The organism is Tardiphaga sp., from assembly GCF_028290495.1.
Taxonomy (GTDB): Bacteria; Pseudomonadota; Alphaproteobacteria; order Rhizobiales; family Xanthobacteraceae; genus Tardiphaga.
On record NZ_JAQGJT010000093.1, the window covers coordinates 1 to 18,455 of the forward strand.

Sequence of the window (18,455 nt, forward strand, 5' to 3'; positions counted from 1 at the left end):
CGGGCGCCGACCAGCTTCTTGTTGGTCAGCGATACCAGCGCATAGGCACCCTCGATGGCGCGCAGCGCCTCGATGTAGCGGTCGATGAAGCGGTTACGCTTGGAGTGCGCGACGAGATGCAGGATCACCTCGGTGTCGGTGGTCGACTGCATCATCGCGCCGTTCTTCACCAGCTCGCGGCGCAGCGTCAGGCCGTTGGTCAGGTTGCCGTTATGGGCGACCGCGAAACCACCAGCGTTGAGTTCGGCAAACAGCGGCTGGACATTGCGCAGAATGGTTTCGCCGGTGGTGGAGTAGCGGGTGTGGCCGACCGCGGCGGTGCCGGGCAGGCGCTCGATCACTTCGCGGCGGGAAAAGGTGTCGCCGACCAGGCCGAGGCGGCGTTCGCTGTGAAAGAGCTTGCCGTCGAAGTCCACGATGCCGGCAGCTTCCTGGCCGCGGTGCTGCAGAGCGTGCAGCCCGAGCGCGGTGATGGCGGCGGCGTCGGGATGGTTGAAGATGCCGAACACGCCGCACTTCTCGCGCAGCATGTCGCCATCGAGATCGTCGTCGCGGAAGTTGTGATGATGGTCTGGTTCGAGGTCTGGTTTAGCTGCGTCGTGGGAAGGGCTTTGCATCGGGTTCATCGCCTCTCTTGTCGCAAGAAAACTAAACGCAGATTAAGAGCAAACTACGAACGACTACTTCGCCGCCGGCTTGCCATCGATCAGCTTCTTGAGGCTGTCGCGGGCAGGCTTGGAATAGCCATCGGTCGCCCCCGGCGCCGTTGTCGGCTCGGGGTCGGTGGCATCCTCATCGGGCTTGTTCTTCTTGAATCTCTTCAAGATGGTGTTCTCGGGGTCATCCGGCAAGAGCGCCATCAGCCAATCGCCGGTTCCCTGCAAAACAACCCGTGATTTGGCCCCCGTGACCCAGTCCGGACGCTGCTTGTCCGGCACCAGCCAGGAGAAGAACAGGAACGCCACCACCACGATCAGGAGCCCGCGGGCGAGGCCGAACAGGAAGCCCAGCGTGCGATCCAGCGCGCCGATGCGCGAATCCAGGATCATGTCGGAGATTCGCACCGTGATGATGGAGACGATGATCAGCGTGCCGATAAAGACGCCGGCAATCACGGCCACCGTGGCGACGGTATCGTTAGCGATGTAGGCCTTGGCGGAAGGCAGCAGCTTCTGGAACGCGAACAGCGTCACCAGCGCGGCGGCGCCCCAGGCCGCGATCGACAGGATCTCGCGCATGAAGCCGCGGACCATCGCGAGCAGGCCGGAGATCAGCATCACCCCGAGCAGGACAAGATCGAGAATCGTTATCGGCATCGGCTGGTCAGGTCCGCTCGTAAATCTCAAAACCCGAATCGGCGCAGCTGCCGGTTCGGGTGACGGTGATATGGCACGTCTGGCACAGCCAGAAAACCGCTAACGCGCCCATCCTCACATCATTGTTCCGATGCCTTAATGGAGCGTGTCGCACACAGGGTGGTTTCGAGGTACGCGGGATGTATAGCGGCGGCGGCGTGAAACGTCACGCCGCTTCAGCCCTCGCCGCGCTTGAAGCGGGCCGGGGCGGTGTTTTTGTCGCCGGCTGTGCTTTTGCTGTTGTCCCGGCCAGCGTTTTCCCGGGTCGGCTTGACGCCGCGGGCGGCGATATCCGCCACCAAAGTGGTCAGGCCGCCGACGCTGCCCAATGTCAGCCCGGCATCACCGCCGGCGTCGCCGCGTGCCGATTCCGGCAGCACCGCGCGCGCAAAACCGAGCTTGGCGGCTTCCTTCAGCCGCGCGGACGTCTGCGCCACCGGGCGCACCGCGCCGGACAGCGAGATTTCGCCAAAGTACACCGCATCGGTGGGCAGCGGCGCATTGCACAGCGAGGAAACCAGCGCCGCAGCCGCCGCCAGATCGGCGGCGGGCTCGTTGATGCGCAGGCCCCCGGCGACATTGAAATAGACGTCGTAGCCCGACAGCTTGACGCCGCAATGCGCCTCCAGCACCGCCAGCACCATGGAGAGCCGTGACGAATCCCAGCCGACCACGGCGCGGCGCGGCGTGCCCAGAGTGGTCGGCGCCACCAGCGCCTGCAGTTCCACCAGCACCGGGCGGGTGCCCTCCATGCCGGCGAACACCGCGGTGCCCGGGCTGCCCAGATCGCGATCGGACAGGAACAGTTCCGAGGGATTGGAGACCTCGCGCAGGCCGAGCCCAGTCATCTCGAACACGCCGATCTCGTCGGTGGGGCCGAAGCGGTTCTTCACCGCGCGCAGGATGCGGAACTGCTGCGAACCTTCGCCTTCGAACGACATCACGGCATCGACCATGTGCTCGACGACGCGGGGGCCGGCGATCTGGCCGTCCTTGGTGACATGGCCGACCAGGATGATGGTGGCGCCGGATTTCTTGGCAAACCGGATCAGCGCCTGCGCGGAGGCGCGGACCTGGGTGACGGTGCCGGGCGCGGATTCAACGGTGTCGGTCCACATCGTCTGGATCGAGTCGATCACGATCAGGCGCGGCACCGCGCCTTCCGACAGGGTGGCGACGATGTCCTCCACCGAGGTCTCCGACGCCAGCTGCACCGACGCGTCCGACAGGCCGAGCCGCTCGGCGCGCAGCCGCACCTGCGCCACGGCTTCTTCGCCGGAGATGTAGACGACGCGGTGGCCGGCGCGGGCCATCAGGGAGGTCGCCTGGGTCAGCAGCGTCGATTTGCCGATGCCGGGATCGCCGCCGATCAGGAGCACCGAGCCGCGCACAAAACCGCCGCCGGTGACGCGGTCGAGTTCGGCCATCCCCGACGGAATTCGCGGCGCGTCGGCGCTCTTGCCGGTCAGACTTTCCAGATTGAACAGCCGGCCCTTGCGCTTGGAGCGCGCGCTGACCGGAATCGTGGTGGCGCCCGTCGTGTCTTCCTCAGCCAGCGTATTCCACTCGCCGCAGGACTCGCACTTGCCCTGCCAGCGGTTATAGGCGGCGCCGCAGTTCTGGCAGACGAAGGAGAGGGAATTTTTGGCCATGGGGAAGGGAATCGCGGTGAGGGGGATGGTGCGTTGGTTGACGCGTGACGATACGGTGGCTGAAAATATGTTCTTATTTTGTTCTGTATCGTGAATTACATGAGGCGTCAAACGCTCGACCGGTTTCGAGCGGATCATCGGGGCGGAAATCCTCGGGATGGTCGGCCGATGCGGCAAATTTCCTTTGCCGTCCTCATTCGCTCTTAAGGACGTTCATCAAGGTAAATATCAGAACCGCGTTGACGGTCGGTGGTGCTGAGCTATGCCTCAAGCATCAGAGCTATCCAAACCTGTTTTCAATCGAACTCTCGTCACGGGGACTATCATGAAGAAATTGATGGCTGCAGCGATTTTCGCCAGTGTCGCCGGAATGGCGATGCCAAACGCCGCCTCGGCTGGTTGCTATAATTGCTACACGCCGCCGCCGTGCCAGACTTGCTATCAGCAGCAGGTCGTGCCGCCGCAGTACCGGACCGTCGAAGAGACGGTGATGGTGGCTCCCGGCCGCACCGTCGCGCGCCGCACGCCGGCGCAGTATGAGACCGTGATGGTGCCCAAGACCGTGATGGTCGCGCCGTCGCGCGTCGAGTACGAGCGTATCCCGGCGCAATACGCCACGCAGCAGCGGGTCCAGATGGTAGCGCCCGCGCAGACCTATTATGCGCCGGTGCGTCCGCGCTGCGGGTCCTGCGGCTACTAAACTCATCGACCACGACGTTTCGAGACTGCGATCGGCCGCCTTGCGCGGCCGATTTGCGTTGCGATCAACTCTGCCTGCACTCGCTTGTGATCAAGCTGCGCGCGCAGGCCGGAGCGTTGAACAACATACTCACGCGGCACGCTGCGCGGTGCTATGGCAGGTTACAATCAGGCTGGGCGGCCGATAGTGCTGCCGATGTTGGCGCAACTTCATCAGTGCCTCCACCAAGAACGGTATCCAATCACGCCGGTTGCATTGATAACAGGTGGAATTGCCTTGATGGCGCGTGACGTCAGGAAGTGCTGACGGCCGCATTCCACAGCATGCTTAATCCCGCCGCGATCATGATGCCGTCCATCACCAGCCGGAACGTATCCGCGTTCAGCTTCAGCACGAAACGCTTGGCGATGAAGGCTCCGGCCATCAGCGACGAGCCGGCAATCACGCCTTTCAGAAGCACGTCGGGTGACAGCGCGCCGAACCGCTGGAAGGTGATGGACTTGCTGAGATAGAGGCCGAGCGAACTCGCCGCCTCGGTGGCGAGGAACGCGCCTTTGCTCAGGCCATAGAACAAAAACAGCGGTACGCTGAGCGGTCCGGTGGAGACCACGATGCCGGTGATGTAGCCGATGATCGCGCCTGAGATCGCGAGGTGCCAGAGCTTGATCGTGAACTGGTGCCGCGCCAGCCAGTGTCGCGCCGGTACCATCGCGATCAGGAACAGGCCAATGGCGATATCGACGGCGTGCGACGGCAGCGTCAGCAGCGTGCGCGCGCCGAGCGCTGCGGCGGGAATGCCGGTCACCGAATAGGCCGCGGTGGCGCGCCAGTCGACCTCGCGCCACCAGGCGAGAATGCGCGACAGGTTGGCCATCACGGCGGCGACCGCCATGATCGGCACGGCTTCCTTCGGGCCGAACTCGTAGACCAGCACTGGCAGCAAGATGATCGACGAGCCGGTGCCGACGATGCCCGAGATGGTGCCGGCAACGAGGCCGACCGCGAGGACAAAGATGAAACCGTAATCCATGGCCGATCCTCAATGCGATCAAGCCAGGAACGTGATCGTCGTGCGGGATATGGCCGGCAATCTAGCCGTCATTGCAAGCCCGGGCAAAGCTCCGTCATATTTGCCGGGATGTCTGCCCAACGCGGCAGACCGTGCTATATTCGGCTGGAGAGAAGGGCCGCTTCATGGGTTCACCGAAAGCCATTCGTGTCGATCTTGGCGCGCAGCAGGCCAGCCTGCAGCGTCATCTGGACTCCGGCCGCTATGAGGATGCTAGCGATGTCGTGCGCGATGCGTTGCGGGCGCTCGACCATCGCGATGCCGTGCTCGATGAAGTACTGCGCGACGAAATCGCGGCGTCGATGGCTGACAAAAGGCCCGGTTCGCCGATCGATGCCGTCTTCAAGAGGATACGGGCGAAGGTGGCGCGGAAGGTGAAATCCGCCAAACGTGGCGTATAAGGTTATCTTCCGGCGTCGTGCCGAGGCTCGGTTGACCGAGCTTGGCCTTTATATCGCGGATCAAGCTGGCCTTGCGATCGCGAATGCCTATCTCGATCGCGTCTATCTGGCGTGCATGGCGCTGGCTGAGTTTCCCAAGCGCGGTCGCCTGCGTGACGATCTTCTTCCTGGGCTGCGCATGCTGCCGTTTGAACGGCGTGTAACGATCGCCTACCGCGTGCTGAAAACGCGGGTGGAGATCATCTCGATTGCCTATGGCGGGCGGGATCTGGAGCGCGAGTTGCGGAAAACGAAATAGCCTCGTCGTTCAGCCGCCCTTGTAGACCCGCTGATAGCGCCGGCCCAGGCTGGTCAGGACTTCATAGGCGATGGTGCCGAAATGGTGCGCGAGTTCTTCCAGCGTGATGCCGTCGCCGATCAACGTGACCATCTGGCCGCGCCGCGCGGCATTCGCCGGCAGGTCGGTGATATCGACTGCGAGCAGGTCCATCGAGATGCGCCCGGCGACCGGGCAGCGCTGGCCGGCGACGATCACTTCGGCGCCGCGGGTGCCATCGCTGCTGCCGCCGGCGCGGAGGTAGCCGTCGGCATAGCCGGCCGCGACCACCGCGAGACGGGTCTGCCGCCGCGCGGTCCAGGTCGCGCTGTAACCGACGGTATCGCCACGCTCGACCGTGCGGATCTGCAGGATGCGCGCCTTGAGATCGACCACCGGCGCCATCGGATTGTCGGCCTCCGGCGTCGGGTTGACGCCGTATAACGCCGCGCCCGGACGCATCAGGTCGAAATGATAGGCGCCGCCCAGGTAGATGCCTGACGAATTCGCCAGCGAGGCCGGCACGCCGTCATACATCCCCGCGATGGTGCGGAAATTCGTCAGCTGTCTGGCGTTCAGCGGATGGTTGAGATTCTCGGCGCAGGCGAGATGGCTGATCACCAGCGTGATGCCGTGATTGCCGGAAGTTATTCGCGGCGCGAGGTTCTCGGCGTCGGTCAGGCTGAGGCCGAGCCGGTTCATGCCGGTGTCGATGTGCAGCGCTGCGCCGCCGGTCCAGCCGGATTGCTTGCAGTAGATGTCCCATTCGGCAAGTTCCTGGAGGTCGCCGATCACCGGCCGGCAGCCGATCGCGGCCAGCGCGTCGCCGGAATTCTGCAGGAAGCCGCCGAGCAGATAGATCGCAGCATCGGGAGCGGCCGCGCGTGCGCTGCGGGCTTCCTCTAGGGTAGCGACGAAGAAGGTCTTGCAGCCGGCCTTGCCCAGCGCGCGCACGACCGGATCGATGCCGCAGCCATAGGCGTCGGCCTTCACCGCCGCGCCGCATTCGGCGGGCACGCCGGTCTTCTCGAGCTTGCGCCAGTTCGCGGTAATGGCGTCGAGATCGATCGTCAGCACGCCGGTCGCGGTGGGATCGAGCGAGGCTGCGCCTGCGGCCATCGTTTTCGGATCCGACTCGATATTCATAGCTATTCCTGACGGCAATTGATCACGCGATGGCCGCAACAGCCTAGCAATCGCAGCGCACAATAAGCGCGCGGCAGGGTGGGTTCAACCGCGCAAGGTTACTCGTGATGCGCGGGCAGGTGGCTTTCGCCGACCAGATCGCTGAAGCGGGTGAACTGGCCCTCGAACTGCAGTTCGACGGTGCCGGTGGGACCGTGGCGCTGCTTGGCGATGATGACTTCGGCGCGGCCATGCACCAGCGACATGTCGAGCTGCCACTTCTCGTGTTCCGGCGTGCCCGGCCGCGGTTCCTTGTTCTGCAAATAGTATTCTTCGCGGTACACGAAGATCACCGCGTCGGCGTCCTGCTCGATCGAACCGGATTCACGCAGATCCGACAGCTGCGGACGCTTGTCGTCGCGGTTTTCGACCTGACGCGACAGCTGCGACAGCGCGATCACCGGGCAGTTCAGCTCCTTGGCCAACGCCTTCAGGCTGGTGGTGATCTCGGTGACTTCCTGCACGCGGTTGTCGGAGCGCTTGCCGGAGCCCTGCAACAGCTGGATGTAGTCCACCATGACGACGTCGAGGCCCTTCTGCCGCTTCAGGCGGCGGGCGCGGGCGGTGAGCTGCGAGATCGACAGGCCGCCGGTTTCGTCGACATAGAGCGGCAGGTGCTGCAACTCGATGGTGTGGTCGCGGATCTTTTCGAATTCGCGCTCGGTGATGCCGCCGCGCCGGATCGTGCTCGACGCGATGCTGGTCTGCTCGGCGAGAATACGCGTGGCGAGCTGTTCGGCCGACATTTCGCAGGAGAAGAAGCCAACGATGCCGCCATTGGTTGTCTTCTTGGTGCCGTCGGGCTGGATCTCGAACTGATAGGCGCGAGCGACATTGTAGGCGATGTTGGTGGCGAGCGCGGTCTTGCCCATGCCGGGGCGGCCGGCGAGCACCACGAGATCGGACTGCTGCAAACCGCCGAGGCGCGCGTCGAGCGCCTTCATGCCGGTGGAGATACCCGACAGCTTGCCTTCGCGGCCGTAGGCGTTGGCCGCCATGTCGAGCGCGGTCTTCATCGCCTGCGAGAAGTTCTGGAAACCGCCGTCGTAGCGGCCGGCTTCGGCCAGTTCGTAGAGCCGGCGCTCGGCGTCCTCGATCTGGGCGCGCGGCGCGAAGTCGACGGGCGCATCGTAGGCCACGTTGACCATGTCTTCGCCGACCACGATCAACTGACGACGGATCGCCAGTTCGTAAATTGTCCGGCCGTAATCATGGGTGTTGATGATGGTGGTGGCTTCGGCGGCGAGGCGGGCGATGTATTGCGCCACGGTCATGCCGCCGAGGTCGGTATCGGCGGGCAGGAAGGTCTTGAGGGTGACGGGGGTGGCTACCTTGCCGGCGCGGACGATGCTGCTGGCGGTCTCAAAGATGGTCTGGTGGATCGGCTCGAAGAAGTGTTCCGGCTTCAGGAAGTCCGAGACCCGGTAAAAGGCGTCGTTATTGACCAGGATGGCGCCGAGAACACTCTGTTCCGCCTCGATATTATGCGGCGCGGTCCGGAAAGCGGGAGCGCCGGGGTCCGGCGTCAGCTTCACGATGTTGTTCGAATCAAATGCGGCCATGTCTGGATTTGTTCTTCTGACTTTGTCGGATGCGCGGCGGATCAAGCGCCTGTCCGGCTCCGGATGGAAGCCCGCCGATGCCTTATGCACGATTCACACAACGGCGTGGATGAAACGTTACCCGCCGGCCGATACCGCTTGACGTGAAGGAGGAGCGCTGCCGCCACAAAGGTTGAGAGAAATTAACCCGCCGATTGAACCCGCGGCCATGTTCCGGACACTCATCCGGGAGAGCTTCGGTTCCGCGGGTAACTTTTTCTTAACCCGGTCAGGAACCGTGACCGCCGGAAGGAGTTCATCCTCCGACAGGCAAGGAACGCAACATGGACCAGCAGCTGCGAGAACCGACCCGAGCGACGTTCGACGGCAGCCGTGACTGGCTCTCCAGCCTTGTCGAGGCCTGCGACAACACCGAACAGCTGAGCCAGGTTCCCTGCGACGCCGCAGCACTGCGCGCGATGCGCGCCTGGCTGTCGCGGCCGACCACGACCACGACCGTGTCGCCCCGTTATTCCCGCGCTGCCCTGCGCTACTCGCCGGCGAGCTGGATCCGCGGTTCCTGACCGCGTTCGATTTCGCGCAAGCGCGCCTCTTCCTCACCGATATAATCCCGCGTCAGCGGCACCACGTCCTGGCGCTTGGTCAGCTGCAGCTGGAAGTTCATGACGTTCTGCCTGCGGAACGACATTTCGGACGCTGCCAGATAAAACTCCCACATCCGCGCAAAGCGCTCGTCGTAGAGCAGCACGGCTTCGTCGCGCCGCGCCATGAAGCGCTCGCGCCACGCCTTCAGCGTTTCGGCATAATGCAGCCGCAGGATCTCTATGTCGGACACCAGCAGGCCGGCGCGTTCGATGGCCGGCAGCACCTCCGACAGGGCCGGAATATAGCCGCCGGGGAAGATGTACTTGGCGACCCAGGGATTGGTAATGCCGGGACCCTCGGGGCGGCCGATCGAATGCAGCACCATCACGCCGTCATCGGCCAGCAGCTCGGCGCAGCGCCGGAAGAACGTATCGTAGTGATCGACGCCGACGTGCTCGAACATGCCAACAGAGACGATGCGGTCGAACGGGCCGGGGATGTCGCGGTAGTCCTGCAGCAGGAATTTCGCGGCCTGCGTCAGGTTCTTTTCGGCGGCGCGGGCATTGGCGACTTCAAGCTGCTCGGTCGATAGCGTCACCCCGGTGACGTCGGCGCCGGACATTTCGGCGAGGTAAAGTCCGAGCCCGCCCCAGCCGCAGCCGATATCGAGCACGCGGCTGCCGGGCCGGATCACCATCTTGGCGGCAAGATGACGCTTCTTGGCGAGCTGGGCATCGTCGAGGCTGGCGTCCGGCCTCTCGAAATAGGCGCAGCTGTATTGCTTGTCGGCGTCGAGAAACAGCGAGTAGAGCCGGCCGTCGAGATCGTAGTGATGCGCCACGTTATGGCGCGAACGGTTGCGTGGATTGAATTGCTGGATCGGGCGGGTCAGCCGGCGCAGCCACCATTGCAGCCGGGCCCAGCGCGGCGCCATGTCGGGCTGCGACAGCGCGATGGCAAGCAGGTCGGCGATGCCGCCGCGCTCCATCACCATCAGGCCGTCCATGTAGAGTTCGCCGAGCGCGAGTTCGGGATCGCGGAGCAGGCGGCGCTGGGCTGAAGCGGTCAGGAAGCGGGCCGCGACCGGATCGCCGGTGCCGTCGCCACAGGTGAACCGCATGCCGTTCGCGGTCGTGAACGTGATCGAGCCGCGGCGGAGATACTGCCCCAGAAAGAAACGCAAAAAACGGTCCAAAAAACGGTCCATTGTCACTCACCCCAATGACCGATCACGCGCAACCGCGCACGTGATCAAACGTCCTGCCCTCCCTGGCTGTTCAGGGTATGATAGTGGCGAAGCATCCTGGCACCACTACATCTGCCGCAACACGGCCATTCAAAATTTCGCGATCACAAGTTCGGGGTTTCGGGTGGCTTCCATTCGCAGGAGTTTCGGATACAACGGGTCCGCCGCATTCCCGGCGACTTCCATATTCGGAGAATTAGAATGTTGAGCCGAGCGCTCGGCGTGGCGACGGCGATTCTTGTGATGAGTTTCGCGGCAGTCCCGGCCCAGTCCCAAAATCTCGAAGCCGGCAAATCCCCCTCGCAGATTTTCTCGGGCTCCTGCGCGGTCTGCCACAAGAGTCCGCGCGGCCTGCTGAAGTCGGTCGCGCCGGGCTCGCTGCCGGGCTTCCTCCGCCAGCACTACACCACCAGTTCCGACATGGCGTCGCTGCTGTCCGCCTATGTGATTTCCAACGGCGCCAACGATCCGCGCGGTGGTGGCGGGCTGACAAGGCAGGGCCAGGACCTGGTCGCGCCGCGCAAGCCGGCCGATGCCAAGCCCGGCGTCGCGCCGGCAGCCGTGGCAGCGCCAGCACCGGCTCCAGCTGAGTCGCCGTCGTTCTTCGGCTTTGGCCGCAAGCCTGCCGAGCCGCCGCCGCAGGAGGCCGCAAAGCCGGATGACACGCCGCCGATGACCGCACGACAGAAGCGCGCCGCCGATCGTGCGGCCAAGCGGGCAGCCGAACGCGCCGCGCGTCCGGGGGCGGACGCCGCCAAGCCGGCCGTCGAAGGTCAGCTGCCGGTCGCCGCCGAAGGCGAACCGGCTCGTCCGGGCAAGCAGAAGGCCGGCAAGAAGGGCCGCCGCGGTCAGGAAGAGCCCAAGACTGAGCCCAAGACTGAGCCCAAGACTGAACCGAAGATTGAGCCCGAAACCAAGCCGGAAACGGTCAAGCCCGAGCCGGCCAAGCCGGAAGCGCCCAAGTCTGAGCCCAAGTCTGAGCCCAAGTCTGAGCCCAAGCCTGAACCGAAGCCTGAACCGAAGTCGGAACCGCAGCCGGAGACGCCCCCGTTGCGCGCCGATCCGGTTCCGGCGGTAACGCCGGCGCCCAAGATCGAGCCCAAGATCGAGCCCAAGATCGAGCCCAAGCCCGAGTCCAAGCCGGAGCCCGAATCGCGGCCGGCGGTCGAGCCCGCGACGCCTGCACCCACGCCGGCCCCCGCCGCAGCCCCACCATCGGCTGCAACGCCGACGCCGGCCCCGGTGGCGCCGGCGGCCCCTCCGGCTGCCAGCGAGGCGCCGGCCCCGCGACCTGAACCTGCGCCCGTGGCGCCGGGCTCGGGTGATCCGCTGCCGCCGGTCTCGCGATAACAACACGCGGGCGCCGGACCGGCGCCCGCGATACGGACAGCAAAAAGCCCGGCCTGAGATCAGGCCGGGCTTCTTTATTGGTGGCTTCCTGCAAGAAAGCGCGGAGCTTACTTGTCGTCGCCTTCTTCTTCGTCGCCCGGACGGGCGTCGGGATCGAAGAACTCGCCGGCTGCGGCAAGCGCCTCGGCGGCGGCGTCCTGGTCTTCCTGGCGGCTCGAGATGTCTTCGCCACGGTTGATGCGCTCGGCTTCAGCCGCGCTGCGAGCGACGGTGACGCTGACGCTGACTTCGACTTCCGGATGCACGGCGATCGAGATCTTGTGCTTGCCGATGGTCTTGATCGGGGCATCGAGCAGCACCTGGCTGCGTGCGAAGGTGACGCCGTCGCTCTCGAAGGTCGCGATGATGTCGCGCACGGTGACCGAGCCGAACAGCTGGCCGGTTTCGGATGCCTGACGCAGCACGACGACGTTGCGACCGTCGATCTTGGCGGCAACCACGGTGGCTTCTTCCTTGGCGACGAGGTTACGCGCTTCCAGATCGGCCTTCATGCCTTCGAACTTCGAGCGGTTCATCGCGGTGGCGCGCAGCGCCTTGCCGCGCTTGAGCAGGAAGTTACGGGCATAGCCGTCCTTGACGCGGACGACTTCGCCCATCTGGCCCAGCTTGACGACGCGCTCCAGCAAAATGACTTCCATAGTATGTCTCCTTTGGTTGGTTTGAAGGTGAGGTTGAGGTTGGGGTGAAGGGTAAAATCAGGCCACGGGTGGCGGCGGTGGCAGCCCGCGCAGCCGGAAACGCTCGCGAATTCCGAACAGCGCATCGGCCAGGCCGAGCACGACGAGCGCGAAAATCGGCCAGACCAGGAAGGTGACGAGCGCATAGGCGGAGCCGAGCCACAGCGCCCGGTTCTTCAGGCCTTGCGTCAGCATATGCAGCGCGGCAAAACCGGTGAACGCGAAAGCCATGATCAGCGTCGCGCTGACGATCGTTGCGAAGATGCCGAGGGTGCCACCCTGGAACACCAAAGCGATCGCCACGCAGAGCGCGACCAGCGTCATCGGCGGCAACGCCGTGGCGCTCAGGTCGGGCCATGGCCGCTGCAGCCGACCGGACGTCGCAGTGATGCGGCCGGCGATCCACAAGTTCAGCGTCAGCGTCACGATCGCAACCAGTGCGGCTGCAGCCGGCGCCATCGCCAGCGTGGCGGCGATGTTGCGTTCGGTCGGCGGCACTTCGGAGGCGCTCATCATGCGCACCAGCATCGGCCGCAGCGCGCCGTGAATGGCGGCGCTGTCCCAGCCGAGCGTGAGCAGGGCGCCCATCGTCGTCAGCGCGGCAAAGCCCGCGACCCACAGCAGCAGCCGGCCGACCGGATACCATTCGACGACCGGGGCCATGGTGGCCTTGCCGTTGGCGGCGGGTACGCTGACATTGATGCGGCGGCCGAGCAGTGCGAGATGGCCAAGCCACCACGCCGGCAGCGCGACGGTGAGGACGAAGACGGCGAGAAAGGACATGCCGAACAGCAGGCCGAGGCCGGTGGCGGCGGCAATGCCGCCGATCGAGGCGACGACCGGGCCCCAGCCGAGCGCGGCTACCATCAAGGGCAGCGGCGAAAAGTAGAACAAGGGAATAGCGATCAGCGCGCCCGTCAGCAACGAGGCGAACATCAGGGCGGACGCAGCGCCCGCGGCCAGCGCGATCAGGAGGGTGGTAATCATCAGCTGTCCCGCCCCCTTTGAGCGGTTAGATCGACGTCAACGGAATTCCGCAGCGTGACCAACTATTTAGAGTGGGCTGTTCCGATCGGCACAATGAACCGTATCAGAAACGTCCGGAGAATGTGCACGGCCCCGACCCGGAGCCGCGCAAAGCGTGCCGCCTTGTAGGCCATCCGGCCGCAACGATCAACATTCATGATACCGGCTGGATGTCGGCTGGCGGCCGGGAAACCCTGGGGTTCCCGGCCGCCAGCGTAAATACCTACGAAATCGGTGGCTGCGGCATCAGCGCGCGAGCTTCCACGGCCTCGGCAGCATCCAGGCCAACATCCTCGCGGAACTTCCCGCTGAGGATCTGCACCCCGACCGGGCTGCCACCGACCACGCCCGTCGGCACGGAGATCGACGGAAATCCGAGAACGGCGGTGGCCAGCAGAGGTCGTTGGGCATCGATCATCCGACGCACCGTATCGGCATCCTCCTGATCCTGGCCCTGGCGGAACGGCAACTGGTCCGAGACGGGCATCACGATCACCGGGTAGCGCGCCATGAAAATCTGCCAGTCACGCATCAGGGCGAGACGCTTTTCGAACAAAGCCAGCACCTCGTCGCCGTCACAGCGCGGCGCGTAGGCCAGATGTGCATTGACGTTATAGCGGCTGCGGTGGTCGCCGAATTTATGGATCGCGGGCGCCAGAAAGTGTCGTTCCTGATTGATGACGATGCCGTGCCAGACGTCATTCGCTTCCATCAATCCGGGGGGCGTGATCTCCTCGACGATATAGCCGGCCTCCGCCAGCCAGCGGCCGGCGTTGCGCACGGCGTCGCTCACTTCCGGCGCGGTCTCACCGAACGGATTCGGCACGATCGCCACGCGGATTCCCTGGCCGAGCGAGGGGCCCTGCAGCGGCGCGGGAATCCAGGTGGCATCCCTGATGTCGCCGGCAGCCATTGCCGCCAGACCAAGCCGCAGATCGCCAACCTTGCGGGCGAGCGGGCCCTGCACGGAAATCATCTGCGCCGAGATCGGTCGCTCGGTCGTGGCCGTCGGATTGAAAGCAGGAATTCGCCCGGGCGTGGGCCGCAGACCGGCAACCCCGCACGCATAAGCGGGATAGCGTATCGAGCCGCCGAAATCATTGCCGTGGGCGATCGCGCCCATGCCGGCCGCCACCGCGGACGCAGCCCCGCCGCTCGATCCGCCAGGTGTGAGCTTGTCGCTCCAGGGATTGTTCGTGGTGCCGTGCAGATCGTTGTCGCTGAACCAGCGATGGGAGAATGCCGGCGTGTTGGTGCGGCCGACGATCACGGCGCCCGCGTTTCGCAGGTTGGCGACGACCGGACTATCCTCGGTGGCGATCACATCGCGGAATGCGACGACGCCGTTGGTTGTGGCGCAGCCGCGCTGATCGACATTCACTTTCGTCGTCACCGGCACGCCATGAAGCGGCCCGAGTGCGGCGCCGGATTGCACCTTCGCGTCAGCCTCATCGGCGGCGCTCAGGGCTTCCTTTTCAAGCACCTGCACAATCGCATTGAGCGCCGGATTGGCGGCTGCGATGCGGTCGAGGCTGGATTGCACGGCCTCGCGACTGGAAATGGTTCGGCTGCGTATCGCGTTTGCCAGATCGGTTGCGGTCCAGCGCCAAAGTTCGTGATGCATATGATTCCCCGTGAGCGAGACGGGGACGAGATCATCTTTGTTCCACCGTTTCAATTTGCAAAAGGCGTCGATTCCCACGTGCAGTTCGCATCTTGATCGATACGGCAGCCAGACGGCGAAGTGGCCGCAGAGCACACGCGGCGCGAATGCCAATGGATCGGGTCAGCATCGGTGCTCAAAACAAAAAAAGCCCCGCGGCACGAATGCCGCGGGGCTTTTGAATGTTGCGCCTTACTTGATGACGTAGGGCAGCAGGCCGAGGAAACGCGAGCGCTTGATGGCGCGGGCGAGCTCACGCTGCTTCTTGGCGGAGACGGCAGTGATGCGGCTCGGCACGATCTTGCCGCGCTCGGAAACGTAACGCATCAGCAGCTTGGAATCCTTGTAGTCGATCTTCGGCGCGTTCGGACCCGTGAACGGGCAGGTCTTGCGACGACGGAAAAACGGACGACGTGCACCAGCTTCAGCCATTGTTCTTACTCCTCAACCGATGCAGCAGGGGCGCCTTCATCGTCACGCGGACGACGCGGGCCGCGATCACCGCGGAAGCCACCGGCTTCACGATCGGCACCGCCACGGAAACCGCCGCCTTCACGGTCGCCACGGAAACCGCCTTCGCGGTCGCCACGGAAGCCGCCGCCACGGTCATCACGATCACGATCGCGATCGGCCTTGCGCATCATTGCCGACGGGCCTTCCTCGTGCTCTTCGACGCGGATGGTCAGGTAGCGGATGACGTCTTCGCTGATGCGCTCCTGGCGCTCGATCTCGGTGATCGCCGCGGAGGGAGCATCGATGTTCATCAGAACGAAGTGCGCCTTGCGATTCTTGTTCATGCGATAGGTCAGGGAGCGAACGCCCCAGTTTTCCATCTTCACGACCTTGCCGCCGAGACCTTCGACGATACCGGTCATCTGCGCAGTCAGGTCCTCGACCTGCTGGGCGCTCGCGTCTTGGCGCGCGAGAAATACATGCTCATAGAGAGCCATGGTTGTCCTTTCCACTTGTTAGCGCGTTCCCTGGCGGCAAGCCCTTCGAACCCTTTAGGAAAGGACTCGATAATGCTCAGAAGGCGGAAGCACGGGACGACGGGCCAACTGGCCCTGTCACATCAATTCAAACGTTTAAAGATAAGCGCTGGAAATGCTGAGACCGTCCGTTCAGCTCCCGGCCGGGGTCTGCGGATCGGGGGCTTATACGGGTTTTTGCCGTAATGGCAAGGCTAAGGCGTCGAAATAGCGGCCGTTTTGACGGGTTGGAAGCGGCCCGGAAGCCGGGATAAACCGCGCTGCAACTTGACATAACACACTGCGTCAGTGTCTTTCCGCGCACGATTTGACGATTTAACGACATCAGGCAACATCCTGCAGGGGCACTTCATGACCGCAGCATTTACCTTTCCGGGGCAGGGGTCCCAGGCGGTCGGCATGGGCAAGGCACTGGCCGACGCCTTTCCGGCGGCGCGCGCCGTGTTCGACGAGGTCGATTCGGCACTCGGCGAGAAGCTGACCGCGACGATCTGGGACGGTCCGGCCGAAACCCTGCAGCTCACCCAGAACGCCCAGCCGGCGCTGATGGCGGTGTCGCTGGCGACCCTGCGCGTGCTGGAGGCCGAGGCTGGCGTTTCGCTGGCGCGCGACGCCGCCTTCGTCGCCGGCCACTCGCTCGGCGAATATTCCGCGCTGGCGGCTGCCGGCAGCCTTTCCATCAGCGACGCGGCACGCCTGCTGCGCACCCGCGGCCTCGCCATGCAGAAGGCGGTTCCGGTCGGCGTCGGCGCCATGGCGGCGCTGCTCGGGCTGGATTACGAGACCGCGGTGGCGGTGGCCGAGGAAGCTGCACAAGGCGAGATCTGCCACGCCGCCAACGACAATGGCGGTGGCCAGGTGGTCGTCTCCGGTGACAAGGCCGCGGTCGAACGCGCGCTCGAGATCGCCAAGACCAAGGGCGCCAAGCGCGCGATGCTGCTGCCGGTGTCGGCGCCGTTTCACTGCAGCCTGATGCAGCCCGCCGCAGACGTGATGGCGCAGGCGCTGGCCGACGTGACGATCCACGCGCCCGCCGTGCCGCTGGTCTCCAACGTGCTGGCCTCGGCGATCTCTGACCCCGACGAGATTCGCCGCCGGCTGGTCGAGCAGGTCACCGGAACCGTGCGCTGGCGCGAATGCGTGCTGTATATGGCGTCGCGCGGCGTCACCCGCTTTCTCGAGATCGGCTCCGGCAAGGTGTTGACCGGTCTGGTCAAGCGCATCGCCGAGGGCGCGATCGGCACCGCCGTTGGCGGACCCCAGGATATTGCTGCGGCCAAGGATGCGCTCGCTGCAGCGCATTCGGCCTGAACGACGAAGGAAATAGCATGTTTGATCTGACAGGCAGGACGGCGCTGGTGACTGGCGCAACCGGCGGCATCGGTGGCGCGATCGCAGCCGCGCTGCATGCGCGGGGCGCTACGGTGGCACTTTCGGGCACCCGCCGCGAAGTGCTGGAGGCGTTGGCCGCCAAGCTTGGCGAGCGCACCCATGTGCTGCCGTGCAACCTGTCCGACGCCGCCGAAGTCGAGGCCCTCGTGCCGTCGGCGGAAGCCGCTATGGGCCAGCTCGACATTCTCGTCAGCAATGCCGGCATCACCCGCGATAATCTGTTCGTGCAGCTCAAGGACGAGGACTGGGACGACGTCATTAACGTCAATCTGACCGCGACTTTCCGGCTGGCGCGCGCTGCCACCAAGCTTATGATGCGCAAGCGCTTCGGCCGCATCATCGCGATCACTTCGGTAGTCGGCGTTACCGGCAATCCCGGGCAGGGCAACTATACCGCGGCGAAGGCCGGCCTGATCGGCATGATCAAGACGCTCGGCGCGGAATACGCCAAGCGCAACGTCACCGCGAACTGCATCGCGCCGGGCTTCATCGCAACCCCGATGACCGATGCGCTGAACGACAAGCAGCGCGAAGCGATTCTGACCAAGGTGCCGGCAGGTCGGCTCGGCACGCCGGAAGATATTGCCGCCGCGGCGGTGTATCTGGCCTCGAACGAGGCGGCTTACGTCACCGGGCAGACCATCCACGTCAACGGTGGAATGGCTATGATTTGAGCGTTCTGGAACCCGTTGGACACAATTCAGCGGGGACGGGACGGGTGTGAGGCGCGGCCCCAAGCCTTGTGGTCAAGGCTTGGGAAGTATGGTAACCGAACCTCCAACGGCGGCGCAAAGAAGGCCATTGCAGGATTTTGAAACCCTGTATATTGGCGGGGTCGAGCCTGCCGTTTTCGCGAGGCTTCGTCCGGGACGACGGAGCCAATCCAGATCAGCGCAATTGCGCAGGTTCTAACGAGTTTACGCTCCACGATGGCTCGTACCGTCTGCGGACGGGCCGAATGAAAACAAGCACGAGGTTTAACGATGAGCGAGATTGGCGAGCGAGTTAAGAAGATCGTGGTCGAACACCTTGGTGTTGAACCCGAGAAGGTTGTTGATGCCGCGAGCTTCATCGATGATCTCGGCGCTGACAGTCTCGATACTGTCGAGCTCGTGATGGCATTCGAAGAAGAGTTCGGCTGCGAAATCCCGGACGACGCCGCCGAGACGATTCTGACCGTCGGCGACGCCACCAAATTTCTTGAGAAAAACGCAAAAAGCTGACGCC

General features: G+C 64.4%; 20 protein-coding genes. 8 read left to right on the plus strand and 12 right to left on the minus strand.

Features of this window, described 5'->3' with window-relative positions:
• The 3 genes from JWQ24_RS15195 to radA all read right to left on the minus strand — a co-directional run.
• Positions 1 to 626 (minus strand): class II glutamine amidotransferase (locus JWQ24_RS15195; RefSeq protein ID WP_299809489.1); only part of this gene is annotated, 626 nt, incomplete at its 3' end.
• 54 nt (positions 627 to 680) lie between these two features.
• Positions 681 to 1,316 (minus strand): CvpA family protein, encoded by a 636-nt coding sequence (locus tag JWQ24_RS15200; protein WP_299712413.1) that lies wholly within the window; start codon positions 1,314 to 1,316, stop codon positions 681 to 683.
• 215 nt (positions 1,317 to 1,531) lie between these two features.
• Positions 1,532 to 3,007 carry a DNA repair protein RadA gene (gene radA, locus JWQ24_RS15205; RefSeq protein ID WP_299809492.1) on the minus strand — a complete coding sequence of 492 codons (1,476 nt, stop codon included), beginning with the start codon at positions 3,005 to 3,007 and terminating at the stop codon, positions 1,532 to 1,534.
• A 376-nt stretch (positions 3,008 to 3,383) separates the two neighbouring features.
• Between radA and JWQ24_RS15210 the strand changes: the two genes are divergently transcribed.
• On the plus strand, positions 3,384 to 3,707 hold the full coding sequence (locus tag JWQ24_RS15210; RefSeq protein ID WP_299809531.1) for a hypothetical protein: 324 nt from the start codon (positions 3,384 to 3,386) through the stop codon (positions 3,705 to 3,707).
• Between the two features lie 292 nt (positions 3,708 to 3,999).
• Here the strand turns inward: JWQ24_RS15210 and JWQ24_RS15215 are convergent, their stop codons facing one another.
• Positions 4,000 to 4,737, minus strand: coding sequence for a sulfite exporter TauE/SafE family protein (locus tag JWQ24_RS15215; protein WP_299809495.1), 738 nt, complete (start codon positions 4,735 to 4,737; stop codon positions 4,000 to 4,002).
• A gap of 164 nt (positions 4,738 to 4,901) precedes the next feature.
• On the opposite strand from JWQ24_RS15215, the gene JWQ24_RS15220 reads away from it, so the two are divergent.
• The gene (locus JWQ24_RS15220; protein ID WP_299809498.1) at positions 4,902 to 5,177 is read left to right on the plus strand and encodes a type II toxin-antitoxin system ParD family antitoxin; all 276 of its coding nucleotides are present in this window, start codon (positions 4,902 to 4,904) and stop codon (positions 5,175 to 5,177) included.
• Positions 5,167 to 5,475 carry a type II toxin-antitoxin system RelE/ParE family toxin gene (locus JWQ24_RS15225; RefSeq protein ID WP_299809501.1) on the plus strand — a complete coding sequence of 103 codons (309 nt, stop codon included), beginning with the start codon at positions 5,167 to 5,169 and terminating at the stop codon, positions 5,473 to 5,475. The genes JWQ24_RS15220 and JWQ24_RS15225 overlap by 11 nt, the downstream gene beginning before the upstream one ends.
• A 9-nt stretch (positions 5,476 to 5,484) precedes the next feature.
• Here the strand turns inward: JWQ24_RS15225 and alr are convergent, their stop codons facing one another.
• Positions 5,485 to 6,612, minus strand: coding sequence for an alanine racemase (gene alr / locus JWQ24_RS15230; protein ID WP_299809534.1), 1,128 nt, complete (start codon positions 6,610 to 6,612; stop codon positions 5,485 to 5,487).
• A 125-nt stretch (positions 6,613 to 6,737) separates the two neighbouring features.
• Entirely contained in the window at positions 6,738 to 8,240 is a 1,503-nt protein-coding gene (locus tag JWQ24_RS15235) for a replicative DNA helicase (protein ID WP_299809503.1), read from the minus strand.
• Between the two features lie 323 nt (positions 8,241 to 8,563).
• On the opposite strand from JWQ24_RS15235, the gene JWQ24_RS15240 reads away from it, so the two are divergent.
• Positions 8,564 to 8,803, plus strand: coding sequence for a hypothetical protein (locus tag JWQ24_RS15240; RefSeq protein WP_299809506.1), 240 nt, complete (start codon positions 8,564 to 8,566; stop codon positions 8,801 to 8,803).
• On the opposite strand, the gene JWQ24_RS15245 is transcribed toward JWQ24_RS15240, so the two are convergent.
• Complete coding sequence (locus tag JWQ24_RS15245) at positions 8,770 to 10,032, minus strand: cyclopropane-fatty-acyl-phospholipid synthase family protein (protein WP_299809508.1); 1,263 nt, start codon at positions 10,030 to 10,032, stop codon at positions 8,770 to 8,772. The genes JWQ24_RS15240 and JWQ24_RS15245 overlap by 34 nt on opposite strands.
• Before the next feature lie 240 nt (positions 10,033 to 10,272).
• Here JWQ24_RS15245 and JWQ24_RS15250 point away from each other — a divergent pair, with 240 nt between their 5' ends.
• Complete coding sequence (locus tag JWQ24_RS15250) at positions 10,273 to 11,421, plus strand: hypothetical protein (RefSeq protein ID WP_299809511.1); 1,149 nt, start codon at positions 10,273 to 10,275, stop codon at positions 11,419 to 11,421.
• Positions 11,422 to 11,528: 107 nt separating this feature from the next.
• Here the strand turns inward: JWQ24_RS15250 and rplI are convergent, their stop codons facing one another.
• From rplI to rpsF, 5 genes are all read right to left on the minus strand, one after another.
• Positions 11,529 to 12,119 (minus strand): 50S ribosomal protein L9, encoded by a 591-nt coding sequence (gene rplI, locus JWQ24_RS15255; protein WP_299809514.1) that lies wholly within the window; start codon positions 12,117 to 12,119, stop codon positions 11,529 to 11,531.
• Between the two features lie 57 nt (positions 12,120 to 12,176).
• Entirely contained in the window at positions 12,177 to 13,145 is a 969-nt protein-coding gene (locus JWQ24_RS15260; protein WP_299809515.1) for a hypothetical protein, read from the minus strand.
• Positions 13,146 to 13,407: 262 nt separating this feature from the next.
• On the minus strand, positions 13,408 to 14,808 hold the full coding sequence (locus JWQ24_RS15265; protein WP_299809518.1) for an amidase family protein: 1,401 nt from the start codon (positions 14,806 to 14,808) through the stop codon (positions 13,408 to 13,410).
• Positions 14,809 to 15,039: 231 nt separating this feature from the next.
• Entirely contained in the window at positions 15,040 to 15,279 is a 240-nt protein-coding gene (gene rpsR / locus JWQ24_RS15270; protein WP_143573560.1) for a 30S ribosomal protein S18, read from the minus strand.
• Positions 15,280 to 15,284: 5 nt separating this feature from the next.
• Positions 15,285 to 15,797 carry a 30S ribosomal protein S6 gene (rpsF, locus tag JWQ24_RS15275; RefSeq protein ID WP_299809522.1) on the minus strand — a complete coding sequence of 171 codons (513 nt, stop codon included), beginning with the start codon at positions 15,795 to 15,797 and terminating at the stop codon, positions 15,285 to 15,287.
• A gap of 390 nt (positions 15,798 to 16,187) precedes the next feature.
• Here rpsF and fabD point away from each other — a divergent pair, with 390 nt between their 5' ends.
• The 3 genes from fabD (at position 16,188) to JWQ24_RS15290 (ending at position 18,451) form a co-directional block, all read left to right on the plus strand.
• The gene (gene fabD / locus JWQ24_RS15280; protein WP_299809525.1) at positions 16,188 to 17,147 is read left to right on the plus strand and encodes an ACP S-malonyltransferase; all 960 of its coding nucleotides are present in this window, start codon (positions 16,188 to 16,190) and stop codon (positions 17,145 to 17,147) included.
• A 17-nt stretch (positions 17,148 to 17,164) separates the two neighbouring features.
• Positions 17,165 to 17,902: a 3-oxoacyl-[acyl-carrier-protein] reductase gene (gene fabG, locus JWQ24_RS15285; protein ID WP_299809528.1), complete on the plus strand. Its 738-nt coding sequence runs from the start codon at positions 17,165 to 17,167 to the stop codon at positions 17,900 to 17,902.
• Between the two features lie 309 nt (positions 17,903 to 18,211).
• Positions 18,212 to 18,451, plus strand: coding sequence for an acyl carrier protein (locus tag JWQ24_RS15290; protein WP_006020277.1), 240 nt, complete (start codon positions 18,212 to 18,214; stop codon positions 18,449 to 18,451).
• Positions 18,452 to 18,455 lie beyond the last annotated feature (4 nt).